The sequence below is a fragment of the Acinetobacter sp. YH12249 genome, from assembly GCF_013417475.1.
In the GTDB taxonomy this organism is placed as follows: Bacteria; Pseudomonadota; Gammaproteobacteria; order Pseudomonadales; family Moraxellaceae; genus Acinetobacter.
In genome coordinates, this window is sequence record NZ_VPDX01000038.1 from 1 (window position 1) to 22,243 (window position 22,243).

Consider the following 22,243-nt stretch of genomic DNA (forward strand, 5'->3'; position numbering starts at 1 on the left):
AAGAATGAAGAATGAAGAATGAAGAATGAAGAATGAAGAATGAAGAATGAAGAATGAAGAATGAAGAATGAAGAATGAAGAATGAAGAATGAAGAATGAAGAATGAAGAATGAAGAATGAAGAATGAAGAATGAACTTAATAAATAACCAGTTTTTAATCTATTTTTATTTTGATTGCTAAATTTAATTCGTAGTTAAATTTCAGACATAAAAAAACCGCCTAACGCGGTATCTATATAATTAATCATTTTTATCGATGGTCGGAGCAGTAGGATTCGAACCTACGACCCCCTGGTCCCAAACCAGGTGCACTACCAGGCTGTGCTATGCTCCGATGTTCAACTCAAAGAGTTGGGGTGAATGATGGGATTCGAACCCACGACAACCGGAATCACAATCCGGGGCTCTACCAACTGAGCTACATCCACCATTACGGTGTCTTCATTATTTAGACATAAAAAAACCGCTTGACGCGGTATCATTTATCTTAACCACCATGAAGAAGATGGTCGGAGCAGTAGGATTCGAACCTACGACCCCCTGGTCCCAAACCAGGTGCACTACCAGGCTGTGCTATGCTCCGATGTTCAACTCAAAGAGTTGGGGTGAATGATGGGATTCGAACCCACGACAACCGGAATCACAATCCGGGGCTCTACCAACTGAGCTACATCCACCATTGCCTTGGTTCTTAAATATCAAGCCACCAAAAATGGCGCGCCTGACAGGATTCGAACCTGTGACCATCCGCTTAGAAGGCGGATGCTCTATCCAACTGAGCTACAAGCGCTTTACTGATGATTTTCACCATCCGCCTTGAAGAATTGGTCGGAGCAGTAGGATTCGAACCTACGACCCCCTGGTCCCAAACCAGGTGCACTACCAGGCTGTGCTATGCTCCGATTCATCTCAGCTTTCGTATCAAGCTTATCGCTTGGTACGGTGTGCATTCTAGGCGTGACGCCATAAGACGTCAACACCTATATTTAAAAAAAATCAAAAAAACACTTCAAGCGTTTATTTATCAAGCATTTCAGACATTTTTTATACAAAATCTTAGCGTTTCAAGCTGGCACTAAAATCCAGCATACGATCTAAAGGCAGTTTGGCTCGTTGAGCTAATGCGGGGTCAACATGAATCTCCTGATCACGATGTTGTAGAACATGCAAGATTCCATCTAGCTCGTTCATGGCCATCCAAGGACAGTGTGCACATGAACGACAGGTTGCTCCTTCTCCAGCGGTTGGAGCTTCAATCAAAATCTTATCTGGCACAGCCTGCTGCATTTTATAGAAAATACCGCGATCTGTTGCCACGATCAAACGCTGATGTGGCAAGGTTTGAGCTGCCTTGATTAACTGAGAAGTACTTCCGACTGCATCAGCAATTTCTACCACAGACATCGGTGATTCTGGATGGACCAGCACTGCCGCATCTGGATATAAGGCTTTCATATTAGCAATTCCGCGCGAACGAAATTCTTCGTGGACGATACACGCGCCATCCCAAAGCAGCATGTCAGCACCGGTTTTATTCTGGATATAACGCCCTAGATGCTGATCCGGTGCCCAGATAATTTTTTCACCTAAACTATCGAGGTGTTCAATAATCTCAACTGCACAACTTGAAGTCACGACCCAGTCAGCGCGGGCTTTAACCGCAGCCGAAGTATTAGCATACACCACTACAGTATGATCAGGATGCGCATCACAGAATTTGGTAAATTCTTCTACCGGACAACCCAAATCCAGTGAACAGGTCGCTTCAAGAGTTGGCATCAGGACGGTTTTTTCTGGTGAAAGTATTTTTGAAGTTTCACCCATGAACTTAACCCCAGCTACCACCAAGGTCGATGCGGGATGGTCACGTCCAAAACGCGCCATTTCCAATGAATCGGACACACAGCCACCAGTCAGTTCTGCCAGTTCCTGTATTTCAGGATCACAATAATAATGTGCAACTAGTACTGCATTCTGCTTTTCCAATTCGGCTTGAATCTGTGCAAATTTTTCCTGTTTGGCCTGTGCACTGATCTGATGCTCTTTGGGTTCTCCTAAACGATCTAAATGCGCCTGCACAATCGATTTGGCTTCATTGGCTATTAATTTGGTCGCATCATTCATAACAACTCTTACTCTACCCTCATGGTTCATTATTCAACGAACCTTTCACCCTACATCCCGGTCATCTCTAGCAAAATACTTTTTGACCAGTCATTAAAAATCATAAGATATAAAAAAAGCCCCACAACGGAGGCTTTAGAAACAATCTGAATTATGAACGATAATCAGCATTGATCTTCACATAATCATAGGACAGGTCACAGGTATAGACTGTATCTTTTGCTTCACCACGTCCAAGATCAACACGAATCGTCATTTCAGCTTGTGCCATCACACGTGCACCTGCCTCTTCGGTATAGTCTGCTGCAGCACCACCATCCTTGCAGATTTGTACATCATCTAACCAAACCTGAATTTTTGCAACGTCTAAATTCGCCACACCTGCATAACCGATTGCAGCCAGAATACGTCCCCAGTTTGGATCAGAAGCAAAGATCGCAGTTTTCACCAATGGAGAATGCGCGATGCTATAGGCCACGTCACAGCATTCCTGAGTATTGGCACCACCTTCTACGGCCACAGTAATAAACTTGGTTGCGCCTTCACCATCACGCACAATCAATTGCGCAAGGCGTTTCATGGTACGCATTAATACCTCAAGCACAGCTGCATAACGCGGATCTTCAACTGATGAAATTTCTGTTCCACCGGCCTGACCTGTAGCAATAAAAATGCAAGAGTCATTGGTTGAGGTATCCCCATCAATGGTAATGCGGTTGAATGACTGATTCACTGTCTCAGATAAAAGCTGTTGAACCAGTTCACGGCTGATTGGCACATCAGTCGCCACATAACCTAGCATAGTGGCCATATTTGGGCGAATCATGCCGGCACCTTTGGAAATCCCGGTCATGGTATAAGTAATGCCGTCCAGTTCGAACTGTTCAGATGCACCTTTTGGTGTAGTGTCTGTGGTCATGATGCCGGTTGCCGCATCGATCCAGGCATCATCACGCAATGACTCTAATGCAGGCTGCAAACCATTCAGAAGACGTTCCATTGGTAATTGTTCGCCAATCACCCCTGTTGAAAATGGCAATACTTCTTCAGCTTTCACGCCTGCAAGTTCAGCCAGTTTGGCACAAGTGGCTTCAGCATTTGCCATACCTGTAGCACCTGTACCCGCATTGGCATTTCCGGTATTAATCACTAAATAATGTGGGTTACCTACCGCCAGATGTGCTTTAGAAACATGTACAGGAGCAGCACAAAAAGCATTCTGGGTAAATACACCTGCAACATTGGAGCCTTCAGCCAGTTCAAATATCACCAGGTCACGTCGGTTCTGATAGCGTACATACGCTTCTGCCGAACCAATTCTCACCCCTTTTACCACATGCATCTGTGGCATAGATACGTCACCAACTGCCATTTTTAAATGTCCAATATTGAAGTTTCAGAAAAATACAGCTTAGTTGATCTTCATTAAAAAATCGAGCCAAAGCCAGATGAACACTCACTTTTCTTATGGTTTTTCACAATAAAAAACCAGTCATGGTGACTGGTTTTATTAAACTGGATCAAACTTAGTTTTTAGCCAGCTGGGTTGATTCACTCAATAAAGCTTGTTTCGCCTGTTGCTGACTTGCCGCAGAAAGCGCTGGGTTAGAAGCAACAATACGGTCAGCATTCGCTGCATTGGCTGCTGCAATCGCTGCAGTCTGCAAAACGATTGGACGGTTTGAATTATTAAAGGTATAGCGAATGCCAGTACGCGGACTTGCAATGGTCACCTGACCATCTGTACCCGTCTGAACCTGAGCCGTAGTTGGACCAATGGCCTGCTGAACTTTAGCAGGTGTCGTTGTTGCTGTTTCAGCAAAACTTAAAGTCGGGATTACCAAAGCAGCAACCATCATCGTTTTTAATACTTTTGTCATTGTTTCTTCCACTTTGCGGTGTTCAATCTGCCATTAAATACCATTTAATCCGGTACAGTGCAAACAGTATTCATCAGCTGAAAAGTCCATATACATAAAAAGATCAGGACCATTTGGTCCTGATCTTTTTATAGTTTAGAAACTTAGCAGAAATTAGATCTTGCCATGACACTGTTTGTATTTCAGACCTGAACCACATGGACAAGGTGCATTACGGCTTGCCGGTGCTTCAAAGACTGGTGCAACAGGATTAGCCTGCGCATTTTGTTCAGTGGTGATTTCATCTTCTTCAGCCAGTAATCCATCAAATTCCTGATGAGATAACTGCAAACGCATCGCTTCAGCCTGTGCCTGCTGCTGTGCTTCCATTTCAGCCAGCTCTTCAGGTGTTGGCACATGGATACGTGACAGATCAGTAATGACGTCAGATTTAATCACGCCCAGCATGTTTACAAACAGGTTATAGGCTTCTTTTTTGTATTCCTGCTCTGGGTTTTTCTGTGCATAACCGCGTAAATGAATCCCTTGACGCAGGTAATCCATCGCAGCCAGATGCTCTTTCCAGTGACGGTCCAGAGAGTTCAGCATGAAATGACGTTCAAGTGATGCTGCAGATTCAGCACCCATTTGTTCACGACGTGAACGGTAACGATTTACCACTTCTTCAGTAATTCGCTCAACCAGTGCTTCTTCATCTAAACGACGATCCTGCTCTAACCATTGTGCAACTGGCAGATCAATCGATAAGTCTTCACGTAGTGCAAGTTCCAGACCTTCAATATCCCACTGATCATGAATTGATTCAGGCGGAATATAGTTGGCGATCATGCCCTGCATCACTTCACGGATCATCTCTTCGATATAATCCTGCAATGAACTTTCAGCCAGAATCTCATCACGCTGACTATAGATAATTTTACGCTGCTCGTTATTCACGTCATCGTATTTCAACAGGTTCTTACGAATGTCGAAGTTACGTGCTTCTACTTTACGCTGTGCATTTTCGATTGAGCGTGACACCATTTTGTGTTCAATCGCTTCATCTTCTTTTAAGCCCATTGCACGCATCATGGCAACCACACGGTCACCCGCAAAGATACGCATCAAGTCATCTTCAAGAGACAGGTAGAAACGCGATACACCCGGGTCACCCTGACGGCCCGCACGACCACGCAACTGGTTATCGATACGGCGAGATTCATGACGCTCAGAACCGATAATATGCAAACCACCAGAAGCAAGAACTGCTTCATGATTCGCTTCCCATTCTGCTTTCAGGCGTGCTTCATCTTCAGGGGTTGGGTTTTCAATTTTGGCCAGTAGCGCTTTCCAGTTACCACCCAGCAAAATATCGGTACCACGACCGGCCATGTTAGTTGCAATCGTTACAGCACGCGGTGCACCCGCTTGGGCAATAATATCTGCTTCACGCTCATGCTGTTTGGCATTCAGGACTTCATGTTCAATACCAGCTTCTTTAAGCTTGTCAGAAAGAATTTCCGACGCTTCAATAGTGGCCGTACCAATCAGAATTGGCGCAACACCAGCTTCATGAACACGCTGGATTTCCTGAATAATCGCGTTGTATTTTCCTTCACGATTCAGGTAGATCAAATCGTTCTGGTCATTACGGATCATTGGACGGTGGGTTGGAATGATTACCACATCCAGACCGTAAATTTCTTTCATTTCCGCAGCTTCAGTATCTGCAGTACCGGTCATACCGGATAATTTTTTATACAGACGGAAATAGTTCTGGAATGTAGTAGTTGCAAGGGTTTGGTTTTCCGGCTGGATTTCCAGACCTTCTTTTGCTTCAACTGCCTGGTGCAGACCTTCAGACCAGCGACGACCTGGCATGGTACGACCGGTGTTCTCATCGACGATGATCACTTCACCTTCATGGATGATGTAATGCACGTTACGTTGATACAGATAGTGCGCACGAATCGCAGCAGTCACATGATGCAGCAAATTCAAATTAGAAGCTGAATACAGGCTTTCACCTTCAGCCAGCAAGCCCATTGCAATCAATTCACTTTCAATGGTTTCAAAACCGGTTTCAGTAATTTCAACAGAACGCTGTTTTTCATCAATCCAGAAATGACCGCCATCCGGTACTTTTTCTTCTTTCTGTGCTTTTAACTTCGGTGGAATGCTGTTGATCGCTGCATAAAGCTGGGAGGAGTCTTCACTTTGACCAGAAATAATCAGCGGTGTACGCGCTTCATCGATCAGGATCGAATCGACCTCATCGATAATGGCATAGGTCAGACCACGCTGTTTTTTCTCAGCCAACGAGAACACCATATTGTCACGAAGATAATCGAAACCGAATTCGTTATTGGTACCGTAAGTGATATCTGCTTTATAGGCTTCAGATTTTTCCATCGGGTTCTGCATGGAATAGATAATCCCAATGCTTAAACCCAAGAATTCGAACAATGGACGGTTTAACTCGGCATCACGTTGTGCCAAATAGTCGTTCACTGTGATGACATGGACACCCTGCCCGCTCAATGCATTAAGATAACAGGCCAGCGTCCCCATCAGGGTTTTACCTTCACCGGTACGCATCTCGGCAATCTTGCCTTCATGCAGGGTAATACCACCAATCAACTGTACGTCGTAGTGACGCATTCCCATAACACGTTTTGCAGCTTCACGACAGACTGCGAATGCTTCAGGAAGTAACTTATCTAGGCTTTCACCCTTATTATATCGTTGTTTGAATTCTTCAGTTTTTGCAGATAAGTCTGCATCGCTTAGGGCTGATATCGTCGGCTCGAGCGCATTAATCTTGTCTACGATTTTACGCATGCGTTTGAGTTCGCGCTCATTTTTGGTACCGAAGATTCCTCCGATCAGACTTGCCAACATGAATAGACTCTCTAAATCTTGCTTGTCAAATAAATATGTTCTTAGTCGTTATTATGGTGCTAGAAATTTGAACTACAAGGGTTTTGCCAGAAAACCAATGAAAAAAACTCATCCTTCGTCCTAGCCCTGAGACCTAAGGCAAGGTAATGTAGCAAATTTTACCCATGCAATATAGTTAATTAGACGACTGATTTGTCTGATTCTGAATCAATAGCCTACTTCTTTATTCGGTTTATTCATAAGAAATTCTAAAAACACTATTTTAAATCATAAAAAAATTGGTTCATATTTATTCTCATCGACACATTACAAGATCAATTGAGGCAAGAAAAATGAGTTTACGTTTAGGCGATACCGCACCGAATTTTGAACAGCAATCTAGCGAAGGCTTAATTAATTTTTATGACTTTCTAGGCGATAGCTGGGGCATTTTATTTTCACATCCAGCCGATTACACCCCTGTATGCACCACTGAACTGGGCTTTACCGCAAAGTTAAAAGATGAATTTGAAAAGCGTGGCGTGAAAGCGATTGCGCTTTCTGTTGATGATGTTGAATCCCATCACGGTTGGATCAAAGACATCAATGAAACTCAAGGTACGACCGTTAACTTCCCGATCATTGCCGATCAGGACCGTAAAGTATCTGAGCTGTATGACTTCATTCACCCGAACGCGAGTGAAACCCTGACTGTACGTTCTCTGGTAATCATTGATCCAAACAAGAAAGTGCGTCTGATCATTACCTACCCTGCATCAACAGGGCGTAACTTCCATGAAGTATTACGTGTAGTTGATTCTCTTCAGTTAACCGACAACCATAAAGTCGCAACCCCGGCTAACTGGCAACATGGCGATGATGTAGTGATTGTGCCTTCATTAAAAGATGAGGAAGAAATCAAACAACGCTTCCCTAAAGGCTATAAGGCAGTGACTCCTTATTTACGTCTTACGCCACAGCCTGAGCGAGGATAAGCGAAGCACTGCTTCGCCCGAGCGCAAGACCCACAGCTATGCTGTGGGTGCAAGAGGATAAGCTAAAGGTTGTTCTATCCTTTTTGAATAGTAAAAAACCCCAATCAACTCTCCACCATGAAAATGAAGATCATCATGCATCAACCCTCATTTTCATGTTTAGTTTGATACCCACCGACGAGCCGGGTTTTCGAACTTTCCCATCAAGCCTGTCTTCGGACAGGCTTTTTTTTGAAAAAGCCGATATGCTGTTGAAGAGAATACTTAAAAAGGTGAGTCAGGTTACAATGAAAAATAATTATGTACTTCTTCTGGGTTCCACACTTGTTTTATCCGGCTGTACTCCAGCGCTGCCTGAACAGGAACGTCCAATGCATTGGGGACAGGAACTGCATGAAGAACATAATTTTTATCAGATCAGTGATGAACTTTACCGAAGTGAACAGCCAAGCGATGAACTGACGCCCTTATTAAAACAATATGCCATTAATGTGGTGATCAACCTGCGTTCACGCGATAAAGATACGGATACTTTGTCAAATGAAGACCTCAAGCTTAAACATGTTCCCATTCATACCTGGGCTATGAATCGCGAGGATTTACTGAATGTGATGCAGTTAATCCAGCAGGCACGACAAAATAATGAAAAAATACTTTTACACTGTTATCACGGTTCAGACCGTACCGGTGCCAGTGTGGCCATGTACCGGATTATTTTTCAGAACTGGCGCATTGAAGATGCAGTACAGGAAATGAAGCATGGCGGTTATGGCTTTCATTCCATTTGGCGCAATATTGAAAAATTATTTACCCCTGAAAATGTAAAATGGATTCGCGAGCAACTCGCGAATCCATCTACAGAAACTTCGGTTAAGTAAGAGAGTTAACGCTTATCTAGCGGCACCCAGTCATTTACCCAGGCTGATTTCATGTTCAGGCTGGCATCAGACGCGATTTTCTTACGCAGTGCATCTGCTGTTTCACGGTCTTTAGATGGACCGACCATAATACGCACACCTTTAGATGTCTGGCTCTTGGTGACCTTGTAGCCTTTGGCTCGCAGTTTGGCCGCAATGGCATCAGCATTGGCTTCATTGGCAGCCAGGGCCACCTGCACCATCCACTGTTTATCACTTTCACCTTCAAGAAGTTTACGGGCTTTTTCAGCTTCAGCCTTTTTCTTGGCCTCTTCTGCTTTATGTTTCTCTTCAGCTTTGCGCTTTTCTTCTGCCTTACGTTTTTCTTCAGCAGCTTTATGCTCAGCTTCTTTTTTCTTTTCAGCCGCTTTGTGCTCTTCCTCGGCCTTACGTTTTGCTTCAGCTGCCTTATGCGCTTCTTCAGCTTTACGTTTCTCTTCTAGCTTACGTTTTTCTTCTGCAGCCTTCTGCTCTGCCTGTTTCTTGGCAGTATCAGCTGAAGTTTGGGCTTTTTGCTGCTCAAGTTTCTGCTGTTCTAACTTTTTTTGTGTAGCAGCCTTGTCTTCAGCCAGACGTTTTTGCTTCGTCTGTTCATCTTCTGCCAGCTCAGGTGGAATATTGTCTGAACTTTGCTGTCCCATACGATGGGCATTCAAAGCAGCATATTCTTCAGCCGCACGACGTGCTGCATCTGCCTCAGCCTGCTGTTGCATGGCTAAAAATTCAGCTGCACGGGCTTCCTGTTCAGCCACTGCTTTTTCGCGGTCACGACGCTGCTGTTCCAGCAGACGTTTTTCTGTTTCCACATCGACTGTTAAAGAACCTAATGAATTGTTGACTGTATCTTTTGATTCTACTTCTGCAGCCAGTGCCGGGTTTTGCTGACGATCCTGATGAATTTCATTTTGGCCTTTCAGGAGTAATGCTGCCAATAAAACACCACCACCTAGTAAAACAACGCCACCCATCCAGCGTTGTTTGTTATTCATTGACATTCTTCCAAATACTCCCATACCGCTTCTAAGGTATGAAATGATCCACATACCAAAATCAGCTGATTATTCTCTGTTTCATCCAGCGCTGATTTAAAAGCTAATTTTACATTGTCAAATTGTTCTATCAATTCACCTTGCAGTGCATCAGTCAAAAGTGTGACCTCTGCCGCACGTGGTACAGATAATGGTGCAATTTTCCACAAATGAACAGTGTCTTTCAACAACTTGACGACAGAATTTATATCTTTATCTGCCAGCATGGAAAATACACAAATGACTTCTTTATATTTCTTGTTGTAATTTAAATAATTGCGTAATTGTTTTAACAGGAACTCTACCCCATGCGGGTTATGTCCGGCATCAAAAATTACAGTCTTATTCTGAATTTCTCGGACTTCAAAACGCCCCGGCAATTTAGCTGCCTGAACTCCTTCCGCAATCGCTGTCTGGTTGACTTCCAGACCACTTAGCAAGATCGCTGCAACTGCTGTCGAAATATTATCCAGCGCCAGTGAACCTGTTGGCAATTTTAAAGTCGTACCCGACGATGCAAAAGCCCAGGTTTTGCCATCTTCAAAGGCTTCATAGAAATAATCACGGTTGATAGCATACAACGGCGCATTGCATTCAGCAGCTTTATCCAGAATGGCTTGCGGAATATCTTGCTGACCACCAAATATCACGGGAATATTCGGACGGATAATACCAGCTTTTTCAAAAGCAATTTTTTCAATGGTATCACCGAGCCAGTCGGTATGATCCAGTCCGATATTGGTGATGACTGCAACATCCGGATTAACCACATTCACGACATCCAGACGGCCACCCAATCCGACTTCCAGCACCCACACATCACACAGTTCATGTTTAAAAATCACAAATGCAGCAAGTGTGGTTGCTTCAAAGAATGACAGGCTTAAATCGCATTCGCGACGTGCCCGATCGACTTCAACAAAAGCATCAATCAGCAACTGGTCTTCGACTTCAACCCCACGTAATTTCACCCGTTCATTAAAACGATATACATGAGGAGACTGATACAGTCCGACCTTAAAACCCTGAGCATTGAGAATGGCAGCCAGAGTCGTGGTCGTTGAACCTTTACCATTGGTTCCGGCAACCGTCAGGACTTTAGCCTCCGGATTGATCACGCCCAGCTTTTCAGCCACAGGAATAACACGTTCCAGGCCTAAATCAATCCCCGTAACGTGAACATGGCTCCAATAATCGAGCCATGTATCAAGTGAATCAGTTGCTAATGGTGCTGTGTTCAAGGCAGGTTCATCAATTTCGTGATAATACGATAAACTGTATCACGTAATGCATGACGGTGAACAATCTGATCGATTACACCATGATCAAGCAAATATTCAGCACGCTGGAACGGTTCGTCCAGTTTTTCACGCACGGTCTGCTCGATTACACGTTTACCCGCAAAACCAATCATCGCTTTCGGTTCAGCCAGATGCACATCACCCAGCATGGCTAAAGACGCAGTTACACCACCATAAACTGGGTGGGTCAATACCACCACATAAGGCAGACCTGCTTCTTTCAAACGCTGAATCGCTGCTGAAGTACGTGCCATTTGCATCAAAGACAGCATACCTTCCTGCATACGTGCGCCACCAGATGCTGCAAAACAGATCAGAGGTTGATGCATTTCAATCGCACGCTCCGCTGCCTGCACAAAGCGGTCACCCACTACAGTGCCCATAGAGCCGCCCATGAAGTCAAACTCAAATGCGGTTGCAATCATTGGCACGCCTTTCAGCAGACCTTGCATTACGATCAGTGCTTCAGTTTCACCTGTTTTCTTTTGTGCTTCCGACATACGGTCTGGATAAGCTTTGCTGTCGACAAATTTCAGTGGATCTTTGGCCGTAAATTCCTGACCCATTTCAGTCTGTACCTGATCAAAGAACCAGTTCAGACGGTCACGTGCTTTCATTTTCAGATGTTCATCGCATTGTGGACAAACATAAGCATTAAATGACATTGCAGTACGTGTCACCAAAGCATGACATTCAGGGCACTCAATGGTTGGCTCTGTGAATGTCGCTTTTAGGGTAGTTTGCTCATCAGGTACATGAATGCCCGGAACAATACGCTCCGTCCATGGGGTCGATGGGCTCAGAATTTTGCCTGATTTCACTTGTTGACTCATACTATAACTCATCGAGCGCTGCTCGAAGCTCCTTGACTTTATTCACCGTCGCAATAACGGCTTGTTCTGGCGCGAGGGTTGCAAACTGTTTTACAAACGCACTTCCCACAATAACTGCATCGGCAGCAACACCCATCGCTTTCGCAGATGCAGCATCACTGATACCAAAACCCACGCCTACAGGAACATCTGTCTCTGCCTTAATTTTCTGAATACGTGCAGCTGCTTCAGATACATCTAATGTTGCAGCACCCGTCACACCTTTCAACGACACATAGTAAATAAAGCCACTGGCCTGTTTCACTACATGCTGAATACGCTCATCAGTTGAGGTCGGAGCCAACAGGAAAATCTGATCCATTTCATATTTTTCCAGCACCTGCCCCAAATCTTGAGCTTCTTCAGGAGGAAGATCGACCAGAAGCACGCCGTCGACACCGCATTCATAGGCATAAGCCACAAACTTTTCATAGCCAATGACTTCAACCGGATTGAGATAACCCATGAGTACCACTGGTGTTTCGCGGTCTTTCAAGCGAAATTCTTTCACCATGTGCAGGGCATCCAAGGTATTAGTGCCACCGGCCAGCGCGCGTTCAGCGGCCAGAGCAATCACCGGACCATCTGCCATTGGATCTGAGAAAGGAAGACCCAGTTCAATCACGTCGACGCCAGCGTCCACCATCTGGTGCAGCAAAGGTACGGTTACCTCTGGATGCGGGTCACCAGCCATAACATAAGAAACTAAAGCTTTACGCTGTTGAGATTTAAGTTGTCCAAATCGTGTGGCTAAACGTGACATAGGGCTGAGCTTTCCTTAAGGTGTTTCAAACTTGAGACATTGACTATGTAGAAATACAAGACATCGCATTGTAACGCTATTTTTTGTACATTGAACAGTGTGCAACATCGACCTCTGGCATTTCATTTCCTGTGCGAGGATTTCAGAACAACCCGAAGGGATCTATTTACGATTATTTTGATTTTTTTCTCAATGATCAAAGATGCCTAATTTTGGCATTCCCTAAAATGTTGAATATTTAGATAAACTTATTTTTATCATGGAAAAATTAATAAAAATGCAGATGTTAGCGCATTCATTTAAAGTTTTCTGAAATTGCAAAACCTGTTTTATACTAGCCCCATTCTCTTATTTTTTTATCTCCTATGCAGACTGACTCTGAAGGTACAGTGCAGGCACGCGCCATTGCACTGTTGCCGCTTATTGTATTTTTAACCATCTTTTTAGGTAGCGGGATCTATCATTCTCTGATCGGAACTGAATTTGCGTTTTATCAGATTAAAGCACCTGTTGCCGCCCTGCCCGCGATTATATTGGCTGCATTAGTGTATCGCGGCAAACTCAACCAGGGTATTGAAGAATTTCTGAAAGGTGCCAGCCATCCCAACCTGATTCTGATGTTCATGGTGTTTATGCTAGCCGGTGCTTTTGCTAGTGTCAGCAGTGCGATTGGTAGTGTTGATGCTACTGTACAAATGGGCCTGTCCGTTATTCCTCCGAGTTTTGTCTTACCGATGCTGTTTGTGATTTCGGCATTTATTGCGACGGCGATGGGTACCTCTATGGGAACCATTGCCGCCTGTGCACCCATTGCCTTTGGCTTTGCACAAGTGACCGAGATTCCGGTGGTTTATGCGATCGGCGCCGTGGTCGGTGGGGCAATGTTCGGTGATAACCTGTCTATGATTTCGGATACTACCATTGCTGCAACCAGCAGCCAGAAAGTGCAGTTACGTGACAAATTCAGAGTCAATGTCTGGATTGCTGTGCCGGCTTCTATCGTCACGATTTTGATCTATATCTTCAATACTGGTAGTTCTAGTCCAGTCGAATACAAGGACTTTAACTGGATTCTAGTCCTGCCTTATATTGCGGTCTTTTTACTGGCTTTTAGCCGTCTGCATGTTCTGGCGGTTTTAACCATCGGTGTCGTGTTATCGGGTTTATTCGGGCTATTTGCTACGCCAGATTTCAATATCCTCAAGCTGAACACTTCCATTTATGATGGCTTTGTCGGCATGTTTGAAGTGGCATTGTTATCCATGTTCCTGGGTGGCCTGTCTGCGATCATGCAACGTGAAGGTGGTTTACGCTGGCTGATCGAACGCATCTACGCGCTGACCCGCTTATTTAAAGTGGGCCGTCAGCGGGCCGGTGAAATCGGGATCAGTTTCTTGGTCGTATTTTCGAATCTGTTTGTAGCAAATAACACTGTCGCGATTATTCTGGCTGGTGATATGGCCCGTGAAGTGGCGAAAGAATATGGGGTTGATCCGAAACGTGCCGCCGCCCTGATGGATATTTTCTCCTGTGTGGTACAGGGGCTGATCCCTTATGGCGCACAATTATTACTGGCCTGTTCGATTGCCAAACTTTCTCCAGTCGAGCTAATCGGGGGCGTGTATTACTGCTGGATTCTGGCAATATTTGCGGTGATCGCAATTACTTTCCGATATCCTAAATTAAAAACAGCTTAAATTAAGTCATGAGATAAAGCGGCCAATGATGGCCGTTTTTTTATGCCTGATCCTGTTTTAATTGTTTTCTATATTGCAATAAAGTCCTGCCTGTTGCTGCCTTATAAGCGCGGGCTAAAGCGGACTGGTCAGAATAATCCAGTTGTTGGGCGATTTCGGTCAGGCTTAGGGGCTGATGCAATAAGCTTTCACAACGCCTGATCCTTTCCTGTTCCAACAATTTTTTAAAAGAACTACCTTGCTCATTTAGCTGACGCTGCAAGGTTCGAGTCGATACAAACAGTTGCTCGGCCAGCTGTTCAATTTTAATCGCCTGTTGTCTGCTTCTTAGATGCTCCGCAACCACTTTTTGAGCCTGAGTCAAAATACTTTCTACAGGTGGTTTGGCTGCAATCGCTTCTTCAGCTTGACGAATCAATAACTGTAATAACATTGGATCGGCCTGTTCCGATTTCAGGTTCAGTCCCTGTATATCCAGTTCAAAGCCATAATCCTGCTGTGAAAACTGCACTTCCGCAGCATAGAATTTTTGATAGTGAATTCGGGCAATTTCTGGCGCATGAGCAAAACGCACCCGACGCAAGAGCAAAGGATGATCCTGCAAAATAAAACGTCCCAATTGCACCATGGCTGCGATGGTCAGCTCATTCAGCAGGTTATAACGCTCATCCTGATAGATCCAATACAATTCAATACTCTGTGCATGCTGTCTTAGTTGCAATGGGACAAATTCACTCCCATCAATGACCAGTCGCTGAAAACGCATGATATAGCCGATGATCTCAGGAATACTGCTGCTTTTAGATACCATATAGCCCAGCACACCAAAATGTTCTGGCCGAATACATTGCACAATTTCAAAAATTAACTGTGGACACGCTAGCTGTTTTTGGGTTCTTAACAGGATGCTATTGAGAAAATCCAGCGGAACTTGCACATCAAAAGGCTGATCAATCAGTCCAATAAGCTGAGGTCGTAGATCTGCAAGAAACTCGGCGGTTAAAGGCTCTATATTTAAGCTACGCAAATAGGTGGCCCATAGTTGGATATAACCATTGGAGATTTTGATGTCCTGCATGAGCGCGTCCCTGTCTCTGCTGCGAATATATATTTTATTTTTCTTTGGCGTAAAATGTATAAAAATTGGCCATATCTGTCAAAACAATTTGTGCAATTCTGAACATACTGTCAGCATCTCCAGAAAAAGAATGAAAGCAGATGAACGCACCTTTAAAATCTTCCATACAGCCTGTGGTACGCAGTAATCTTGATTTTAAGCTGAGTGAAATTCCGCGTTACTGGTTTGGTGGCGATCCATTCCTGACCCGTATGTTTGATGCACTGAGTCTGACCTTTCCTGATGGTGAGCGTTATTTCATTCAGAGTGTGCGTCTGTTCCGCGACCAGATTAAAGATCCAGATCTGCAAAAACGGGTAGCTGATTTTATCCGTCAGGAAGCACAACATGGTATTGCCCATGACAAGATGAATAACCTGATGCGGGAACAAGGCATGCCGGTCGATCAGTTTATTCAGCGTCTGAATTACATGATGAACTATGACCTGAAGAACCGTTCACCTGAGTACAATATTGCAGTCACTGCAGCCGCGGAACATTTGACCGCGTTGATGGCTGAAACTTTTTATGGACAAAAAGATACTTTAAGAAATGCCCATCCTTTTGTCCGTGCTATGTTTGCCTGGCATGCGATTGAGGAAATGGAACATCGTGATGTGGCTTTTGATGTGATGAAAGATGTGGCAAAAACGCCAGAATGGCTGCGTCAATATACCCTGCTCATCACGACTTTTCTGATGTTTGGTTTTACCATTTACCGTGCCAATGTCATGCTTAAACATGATGGCTTTAGTCCGCTGCAACGCTTGCAAATGAATATCCGTGGCTTACCTTGGTTCTTTGGCAAAAAGGGGACTCTGACTCGTATGGGTAAACAGTATCGTGACTGGTTTAAAAAGGATTTCCATCCATCCCAGCACCCAGTGATTGCTCAATATGATGTCTGGGTAAAAACGCTGGCAGAAACCGGCGATCCGATTCAGGCAGGAGAAGCCTTCTGGCAAGCTGCAGAAGATTAAACCTAGAAATCAAAAGGCCTTCAAAATCGAAGGCTTTTTTAGATTTAGAAGTTAGAAAAATGAATTACCATTTGGCATAGTGCTGTTCTAAAAGTCCATATTCATTGACCAATACAATATCTTGGCCATCTTGCCGGATGGTACCGGATACTTTTGCCTGCCACTGGCTAAACTGGCTGCCGACCAGACGCAGATTCAGATTTTCATAACGGCGCCAGCCCGTATGTACATTCAGGTTCAAGCAGCCATCTAATGACTGGATGTTCCAGCGTTCGTCAGATTCCTGCTGAAACAACACATCCGCCACAGGATAAATTTTACCATTTACCCACAAACAGTTTTCATTACCAAAGCTTTCATTAACACCGGAAGCGAGATTGATCCCGATACGATTATGATTGGCATCCCAGAAATTACAAGATAGCCAGAACCAGGCAGTTTCAGGACGCAAAAAGCCGCAGGTATCATCCAGAGAAGCGAAGGTGCGCTCATTAAACTGGATGGTTTCACCCTGCTTATTTACGAAATAACCTTCACAACCCAAAGTGGTCAATTTCTGGGTATAGGTCCAGCCATTGATTCCGGTCGGACTGCACATACTCAGCGGGTCTGTACCTGCACAGAAAATTCGGGCACTAAGCTTGATTTCACCATATTTGGTCACATGGATATAACGCACCCCATTGGCATGCTGGATATCAATCTGAAAGGGAGATTTGTGAAAATAACTATGATTAAATAATGGCTGTTCGTCTAGCACCGTATTGCGCGAGAAGAAATTGATCGCATTCCATTCCTGCACTTCGTTGGTACTATGGTTATAGATGTAGAAAAAACTGTGCCCAGCCCAAGCGATATCAGCAATCGCAAGGCCAATTGTATAATGTTCGTGTTGAATACTACAGAATTTAAATTTTTTATATTTTAGTTGCTTACGCCATCCCTTGAGTACATCACCATAGGGATTTTTGTACTGGTACGCATTGTAATCAATACTTTTTGGAATTTCTTTGAAACGTCCGTAACGTGGTTGTCCATTTTCCTGAATTAAATCCATTAAGACATTCCATCTCAATCAAAAACTATTTTTGCTTGAAGCTATTATGCCGATTATTGAGATTTGATAAAGAATTTTTTAAAACCGTTCGTCAGCTCTTCCGGCCAATTCTGCTTAAAATAACCATTTTAATTTTCTGAATGAGAAACTGATTTTTTGCTGTTTTATCCAGAACTTGTATAATTTTTATACCACTTCCAGCCAGATTGATCCTTCCTCTTCATCTTTAAAAATTTTCTTATCTATAAAAATAAAAAAATCGTACTGAATAGCTTCAATACGATTTTTTTAATCCACCTTACTCTCCTTTTAGATAGGAGGGTTTTCACCCCTCTTTGAAAAAGAGGGATCGGAGAAAATTTTACATCTCAACCATTTCTACGCCATCAATACGGGCAACAGTCATCAAGTCTTTATCACCACGACCAGAAACGGTCGCAATAATGATTTGATCCTTGTCCATGGTTGGGGCAAGTTTAGTGACATAAGCCATCGCATGTGAGCTTTCAAGCGCAGGAATGATCCCTTCGATCTTGGTTAGATCACGGAAACCTTGTAACGCTTCCTGATCATTGATCGGTACATAGTTCACGCGTTCCATATCTTTCAGGAAGCTGTGCTCCGGACCTACACCCGGATAATCCAGACCGGCAGAAATTGAATGCGTTTCAATGATCTGGCCTTCTTTATCAGACATCAGATAAGTACGGTTACCATGCAGTACACCGACGTGACCCGCATTTAGTGGTGCAGAGTGCTTGCCAGTTTCAATCCCTAAACCTGCGGCTTCAACACCATACATTTTCACATCCTGATCGTTCAGGAATGGATAGAACAAGCCCATCGCATTTGAACCACCACCGACACAAGCGACTAACGCATCTGGAAGGCGACCTGCCTGTTCCTGAATCTGACGGCGTGCTTCACGGCCAATGATGGACTGGAAGTCACGAACCAATTGTGGATATGGATGTGGACCTGCCACGGTACCAATCACATAATAAGTTGAGTCAACATTGGTGACCCAGTCACGCATTGCCTCGTTCATGGCATCTTTTAATGTTTTAGAGCCACTTTCTACAGGGACAACTGTTGCACCCAGCAGACGCATACGGTAAACGTTCATCGCCTGACGTTTCACGTCTTCAGCACCCATGAACACCACACATTCAAGACCTAAACGTGCTGCGATGGTTGCCGTTGCTACACCATGCTGACCGGCACCAGTTTCTGCAATAATGCGTTTTTTGCCTGAAAGTTTAGCCAGTAAAGCCTGACCAATTGTGTTATTTACTTTATGTGAGCCAGTATGGTTCAGATCTTCACGTTTCAAGTAAATTTGCGCACCACCCAACTCTTTTGACCATCGTTCAGCATGATATAAAGGACTAGGACGACCTACGTAGTAGGCTAGATCACGGTCGAATTCTGCCAGAAACTGTTCATCATCTTTCATGCGGAAATAAAGCTTTTCCAGATCTTGTAAAGCCGCCATCAGAGTTTCTGACACAAAACGCCCGCCATGGATACCGAAATGTCCACGCTCATCCGGGAATTGGGTATAGTCAATCACGGGCTTGTTGTGATTAGTACTTTGCTGATCCACGATGGACTCCTTGCATAAAGCGTTCTATGAGTTGTTGGTCTTTTATACCTTTTGCGGATTCGACACCACCACTAACATCAACAGCATAAGCCTGTGTGGTGTGAATTGCTTGCTCGATATTGTCCGGGTTTAAGCCCCCAGCCAGGATCAAGGGAATATCTAATTGAGGAAAGGTGCTCCAGTCAAAGCTGTGGCCGGTACCACCTTTTAAATCAGGATGCCATGCGTCTAACAGTACTGCGCTGGCCCCTGCTGTCTGATAACGTTGAATCTCAGCGACTACGTCCAGATCAGGTTTGACCTGAATCGCTTTATACCAGCGACGCCCAACCTGCTTTGCGATAACCTGACATTGTTCAGGGCTTTCATCACCATGAAACTGCAGAATATCCAGCGGAACAGTTTTTAAAATATCCCGGATGTCATCTGCCGTACTATTAACAAATAAGCCCACCACTTGAATATAAGCTGGCACTGCTTTGACCAGCACTTCAGCCTGTGCCTGAGTCACGCTTCGTGGGCTCGGTGGATAGAACACAAATCCAATGGCATCACAGCCGGCATTAGCAACAGCTTGGACATCTTCAACTCGGGTGATTCCACAGATTTTGGCACGGGTTCGCATATAGTGTTGGCTCTGATTTACCAAGATATCAAGTAATCTATGAGATTGGGGTGAATCATTGTAATGCAAATCATCGATCTTGCGTAAAGTTCATACGGATTATTCTTGATCTTGATTGTTTAAGTCATAAGCAGACTTTATACTTGCCACAATTTGCAACGAGTCAAGGCCTTAAGGCTTTAGGGAAGTTGGTGCAAATCCAACGCTGCCCCCGCAACGGTAAAAAATGAAAAGCTTGTCTTTATAAATCCTCAGGATTTACACCACTGCATCAATATGTGGGAAGGTGGATAAGTAAGTATGAGTTTCAATACTGCATTTAAGTCCGGATACCTGCTTGTTGTGTTCTTTAACTCAATCATTCACGGGGAGTGAATGCATGGAGCACATCTCATGTCTATTCCATTTCAGCCTGCTGCCTTAGCAGGTTCTATCACGTTTGCTTTGGGTTTTTCCTCATCTGTTCATGCCGCCGAGCAAAAAGTTGCAAAAGCCTCTTTAGATACCATTGTAGTCACGGCAACTCGCTCTGCAGAAAACATTGAAAATGTACCTGCGCGAATTTCAGTGATTGAACCTGCGACTCTTGAGCAATCCCCTATTGCTTCATTGCCAAACTTATTGAAAAAAGAGGCTGCTTTAAACGTCGCTCAACTAGGCGGTTATGGACAACAATCCTCTATTTTTATGCGAGGCACAAGCTCGTCACATACACTCGTTCTGCGTGATGGCATGCGATTGAATACTGCTTTAAGCAGTTCAGCTTCTCTCCCTTTTATTGATACTACCGATATCAAGCAAATTGAAATTCTGAAGGGTCCAGCATCAGTTTTATATGGTACAGATGCCATTGGCGGCGTCATTCATATGATTTCTAAAACACCTGAACAATCAGGTGCATTTATAACAGGTGAAATTGGCGAGAATAAAACTTACAAATCACTCGTGGGTGCCGATTTAGCTGAAGATGGTTTTTATGCCCAAATCCGTGGTCAACGCCTGGAAACTGACGGAAAATCTGTTCTAGATGATGAAGATGAAAATTACTCCTTTGACCAAAAAGGTTTCAGCACAAAATTTGGCGTCCACAAAGACCAATATGGCTTATCTCTCGATTACAGCCAAAATAAAGGCACGAGTGATTACAATGCAGGTAGCCTCACTTCACAAGATTTTGAAAATGAAATGGTTAACCTGAGAGGACGAATTAACCTAGGCTCACAATTAGAACTCAATGCTCGCTTATCCCAGTTTGACGATCAATTAGATCAAAATGCTGCGAATTATCTAGGTCAGGTCGATTATTCATATAGTACCACTCAAGAAGCAGAATTGTATGCCAAACTCAATTTAAATGATCAGCATCATATTTTACTAGGGACAACGCATAGCAACCTTGATGGTGATGTTCTTTCTTATGGAGTTGCCTATAAAGGTGATGTTTCCTCTCAAGGATATTACACACAGCATCAATATCAATCAGATAAACTCAATACTCAACTCGGCATCCGTGTTGAAGATAACGAGAAATATGGCTCTCATACTGTAGGGCAAGCTGCTGCACGTTATGCAATATCACCTCAACTCAGCGTCTATACGAATATTGGTTCAGCTTTTCGTTCACCAAACTTAAATGAGCTGTACAGTGGTGAATCTGCAAATCCAAATTTAAAAGCCGAAGAAAGTCTGTCTTATGAAATTGGCTTCGACCAGGCCCTCACTCAAAACTCATCTATTTCACTTTCCGTGTATCAAAACGAAGTGGATAACATGATCCAAAAAGTTGATGGCAAGTTAAATAACATCAGCGAAGCAACGCTTCGTGGTGGCGAGCTTGCATGGAACTGGAAACAAGACGATTGGTTCATCGATACTGCTTTTGCGTATGTACAAGCTAAAGATAGCAAAACGAATATTGAGTTAGCTAAACGACCACGTCAAACCCTCACTCTGACCACAGGTTTGGAAAATGAAATTTATGGGATGAGTGCTTCTCTTATTGCCCGTTCCAAGTCAAAAAGCTGGAGTGATTCAGACCATAATCCGGGCTATGCGACCGTCGATTTAAATGCTTACTGGAATATCAACCCACATGTCAAAGTATTTACCAACATAGAAAATGTCGGTGATGTTCGTCATAAGATCGAATACAACTGGAATAATTATTATGTTGATGAAGGCCGACTCGCTTCTGCCGGTGTGACCTTTAAATATTAAACTCGCCCAAATCCAAGCAAATACTTTTGAGAATCATGTCATGCCTATGGCATGATTCTTTTTATTTACAGCATTTAATTATTTAACCCGAATCCTGCTTAAGCCGATGACTTCATAATTTGAATTGTTGGCTTATTTTTATGGATCAGTTGATATGCACACAAGGACGCGTAAATCCCTCCTAGAAATCCATGAACACTACGTG

Annotated in this window: 17 protein-coding genes, 6 tRNA genes, 1 pseudogene and 1 riboswitch; of the genes and pseudogenes, 5 read left to right on the plus strand and 19 right to left on the minus strand. The window is 43.9% G+C overall.

Features of this window, described 5'->3' with window-relative positions; genetic code table 11:
* Positions 1-257: 257 nt before the first annotated feature.
* From FTV25_RS14475 to secA, 10 genes are all read right to left on the minus strand, one after another.
* Positions 258-334 (minus strand) — tRNA-Pro (locus FTV25_RS14475).
* An 18-nt stretch (positions 335-352) separates the two neighbouring features.
* A tRNA-His gene (locus tag FTV25_RS14480) sits at positions 353-428 on the minus strand.
* Positions 429-506: 78 nt separating this feature from the next.
* Positions 507-583, minus strand: a tRNA-Pro gene (locus FTV25_RS14485).
* 18 nt (positions 584-601) lie between these two features.
* A tRNA-His gene (locus FTV25_RS14490) sits at positions 602-677 on the minus strand.
* Between the two features lie 36 nt (positions 678-713).
* A tRNA-Arg gene (locus tag FTV25_RS14495) sits at positions 714-790 on the minus strand.
* A gap of 35 nt (positions 791-825) precedes the next feature.
* Positions 826-902: transfer RNA gene (locus tag FTV25_RS14500), tRNA-Pro, on the minus strand.
* A gap of 154 nt (positions 903-1,056) precedes the next feature.
* Positions 1,057-2,124: a quinolinate synthase NadA gene (gene nadA / locus FTV25_RS14505; RefSeq protein ID WP_179993243.1), complete on the minus strand. Its 1,068-nt coding sequence runs from the start codon at positions 2,122-2,124 to the stop codon at positions 1,057-1,059.
* A gap of 151 nt (positions 2,125-2,275) precedes the next feature.
* A complete protein-coding gene (argJ, locus tag FTV25_RS14510) occupies positions 2,276-3,496 on the minus strand; it encodes a bifunctional glutamate N-acetyltransferase/amino-acid acetyltransferase ArgJ (RefSeq protein ID WP_179993244.1) in 1,221 nt (406 codons plus the stop codon).
* A gap of 154 nt (positions 3,497-3,650) precedes the next feature.
* Positions 3,651-4,004 (minus strand): hypothetical protein, encoded by a 354-nt coding sequence (locus FTV25_RS14515; RefSeq protein WP_159124164.1) that lies wholly within the window; start codon positions 4,002-4,004, stop codon positions 3,651-3,653.
* Between the two features lie 153 nt (positions 4,005-4,157).
* On the minus strand, positions 4,158-6,884 hold the full coding sequence (gene secA, locus FTV25_RS14520; RefSeq protein ID WP_180004376.1) for a preprotein translocase subunit SecA: 2,727 nt from the start codon (positions 6,882-6,884) through the stop codon (positions 4,158-4,160).
* A 332-nt stretch (positions 6,885-7,216) separates the two neighbouring features.
* Here secA and FTV25_RS14525 point away from each other — a divergent pair, with 332 nt between their 5' ends.
* Complete coding sequence (locus FTV25_RS14525; protein WP_004782192.1) at positions 7,217-7,858, plus strand: peroxiredoxin; 642 nt, start codon at positions 7,217-7,219, stop codon at positions 7,856-7,858.
* A 287-nt stretch (positions 7,859-8,145) separates the two neighbouring features.
* Complete coding sequence (locus FTV25_RS14530) at positions 8,146-8,736, plus strand: dual specificity protein phosphatase family protein (RefSeq protein WP_180004368.1); 591 nt, start codon at positions 8,146-8,148, stop codon at positions 8,734-8,736.
* Between the two features lie 5 nt (positions 8,737-8,741).
* Here the strand turns inward: FTV25_RS14530 and FTV25_RS14535 are convergent, their stop codons facing one another.
* From FTV25_RS14535 to trpA, 4 genes are read right to left on the minus strand one after another with little or no spacing between them, the layout of a single operon-like run.
* Positions 8,742-9,770, minus strand: a complete 1,029-nt coding sequence (locus tag FTV25_RS14535) for an SPOR domain-containing protein (protein ID WP_373683637.1) — start codon at positions 9,768-9,770, stop codon at positions 8,742-8,744.
* The gene (gene folC, locus FTV25_RS14540; RefSeq protein ID WP_180004366.1) at positions 9,761-11,044 is read right to left on the minus strand and encodes a bifunctional tetrahydrofolate synthase/dihydrofolate synthase; all 1,284 of its coding nucleotides are present in this window, start codon (positions 11,042-11,044) and stop codon (positions 9,761-9,763) included. Before folC ends, FTV25_RS14535 begins: the two co-directional genes overlap by 10 nt.
* A complete protein-coding gene (accD, locus tag FTV25_RS14545; RefSeq protein ID WP_166139531.1) occupies positions 11,041-11,937 on the minus strand; it encodes an acetyl-CoA carboxylase, carboxyltransferase subunit beta in 897 nt (298 codons plus the stop codon). Before accD ends, folC begins: the two co-directional genes overlap by 4 nt.
* A gap of 1 nt (position 11,938) precedes the next feature.
* On the minus strand, positions 11,939-12,739 hold the full coding sequence (gene trpA, locus FTV25_RS14550) for a tryptophan synthase subunit alpha (protein WP_004782187.1): 801 nt from the start codon (positions 12,737-12,739) through the stop codon (positions 11,939-11,941).
* A gap of 365 nt (positions 12,740-13,104) precedes the next feature.
* Between trpA and FTV25_RS14555 the strand changes: the two genes are divergently transcribed.
* Positions 13,105-14,436: a Na+/H+ antiporter NhaC family protein gene (locus FTV25_RS14555; protein WP_175966720.1), complete on the plus strand. Its 1,332-nt coding sequence runs from the start codon at positions 13,105-13,107 to the stop codon at positions 14,434-14,436.
* 40 nt (positions 14,437-14,476) lie between these two features.
* Here the strand turns inward: FTV25_RS14555 and FTV25_RS14560 are convergent, their stop codons facing one another.
* Positions 14,477-15,514 (minus strand): AraC family transcriptional regulator, encoded by a 1,038-nt coding sequence (locus tag FTV25_RS14560; protein WP_180004364.1) that lies wholly within the window; start codon positions 15,512-15,514, stop codon positions 14,477-14,479.
* Between the two features lie 140 nt (positions 15,515-15,654).
* Between FTV25_RS14560 and FTV25_RS14565 the strand changes: the two genes are divergently transcribed.
* Positions 15,655-16,533: a metal-dependent hydrolase gene (locus tag FTV25_RS14565; RefSeq protein WP_180004363.1), complete on the plus strand. Its 879-nt coding sequence runs from the start codon at positions 15,655-15,657 to the stop codon at positions 16,531-16,533.
* Positions 16,534-16,597: 64 nt separating this feature from the next.
* Here FTV25_RS14565 and FTV25_RS14570 read toward each other — a convergent pair whose 3' ends face one another.
* The 3 genes from FTV25_RS14570 to FTV25_RS14580 all read right to left on the minus strand — a co-directional run bounded on the left by FTV25_RS14570 (position 16,598) and on the right by FTV25_RS14580 (position 19,821).
* A complete protein-coding gene (locus FTV25_RS14570; protein ID WP_005232041.1) occupies positions 16,598-17,590 on the minus strand; it encodes a DUF2804 domain-containing protein in 993 nt (330 codons plus the stop codon).
* Between the two features lie 361 nt (positions 17,591-17,951).
* Positions 17,952-19,196, minus strand: coding sequence for a tryptophan synthase subunit beta (gene trpB, locus FTV25_RS14575; RefSeq protein WP_004782182.1), 1,245 nt, complete (start codon positions 19,194-19,196; stop codon positions 17,952-17,954).
* Positions 19,177-19,821, minus strand: coding sequence for a phosphoribosylanthranilate isomerase (locus FTV25_RS14580; RefSeq protein ID WP_180004361.1), 645 nt, complete (start codon positions 19,819-19,821; stop codon positions 19,177-19,179). Before FTV25_RS14580 ends, trpB begins: the two co-directional genes overlap by 20 nt.
* Before the next feature lie 143 nt (positions 19,822-19,964).
* Positions 19,965-20,177, plus strand: a riboswitch (cobalamin riboswitch).
* 37 nt (positions 20,178-20,214) lie between these two features.
* On the opposite strand from FTV25_RS14580, the gene FTV25_RS14585 reads away from it, so the two are divergent.
* Positions 20,215-22,038, plus strand: coding sequence for a TonB-dependent siderophore receptor (locus FTV25_RS14585; RefSeq protein WP_180004359.1), 1,824 nt, complete (start codon positions 20,215-20,217; stop codon positions 22,036-22,038).
* A 98-nt stretch (positions 22,039-22,136) separates the two neighbouring features.
* On the opposite strand, the pseudogene FTV25_RS14590 reads toward FTV25_RS14585, so the two are convergent.
* Positions 22,137-22,243 (minus strand): annotated as a pseudogene (locus FTV25_RS14590) (IS982 family transposase); the annotation flags it as partial.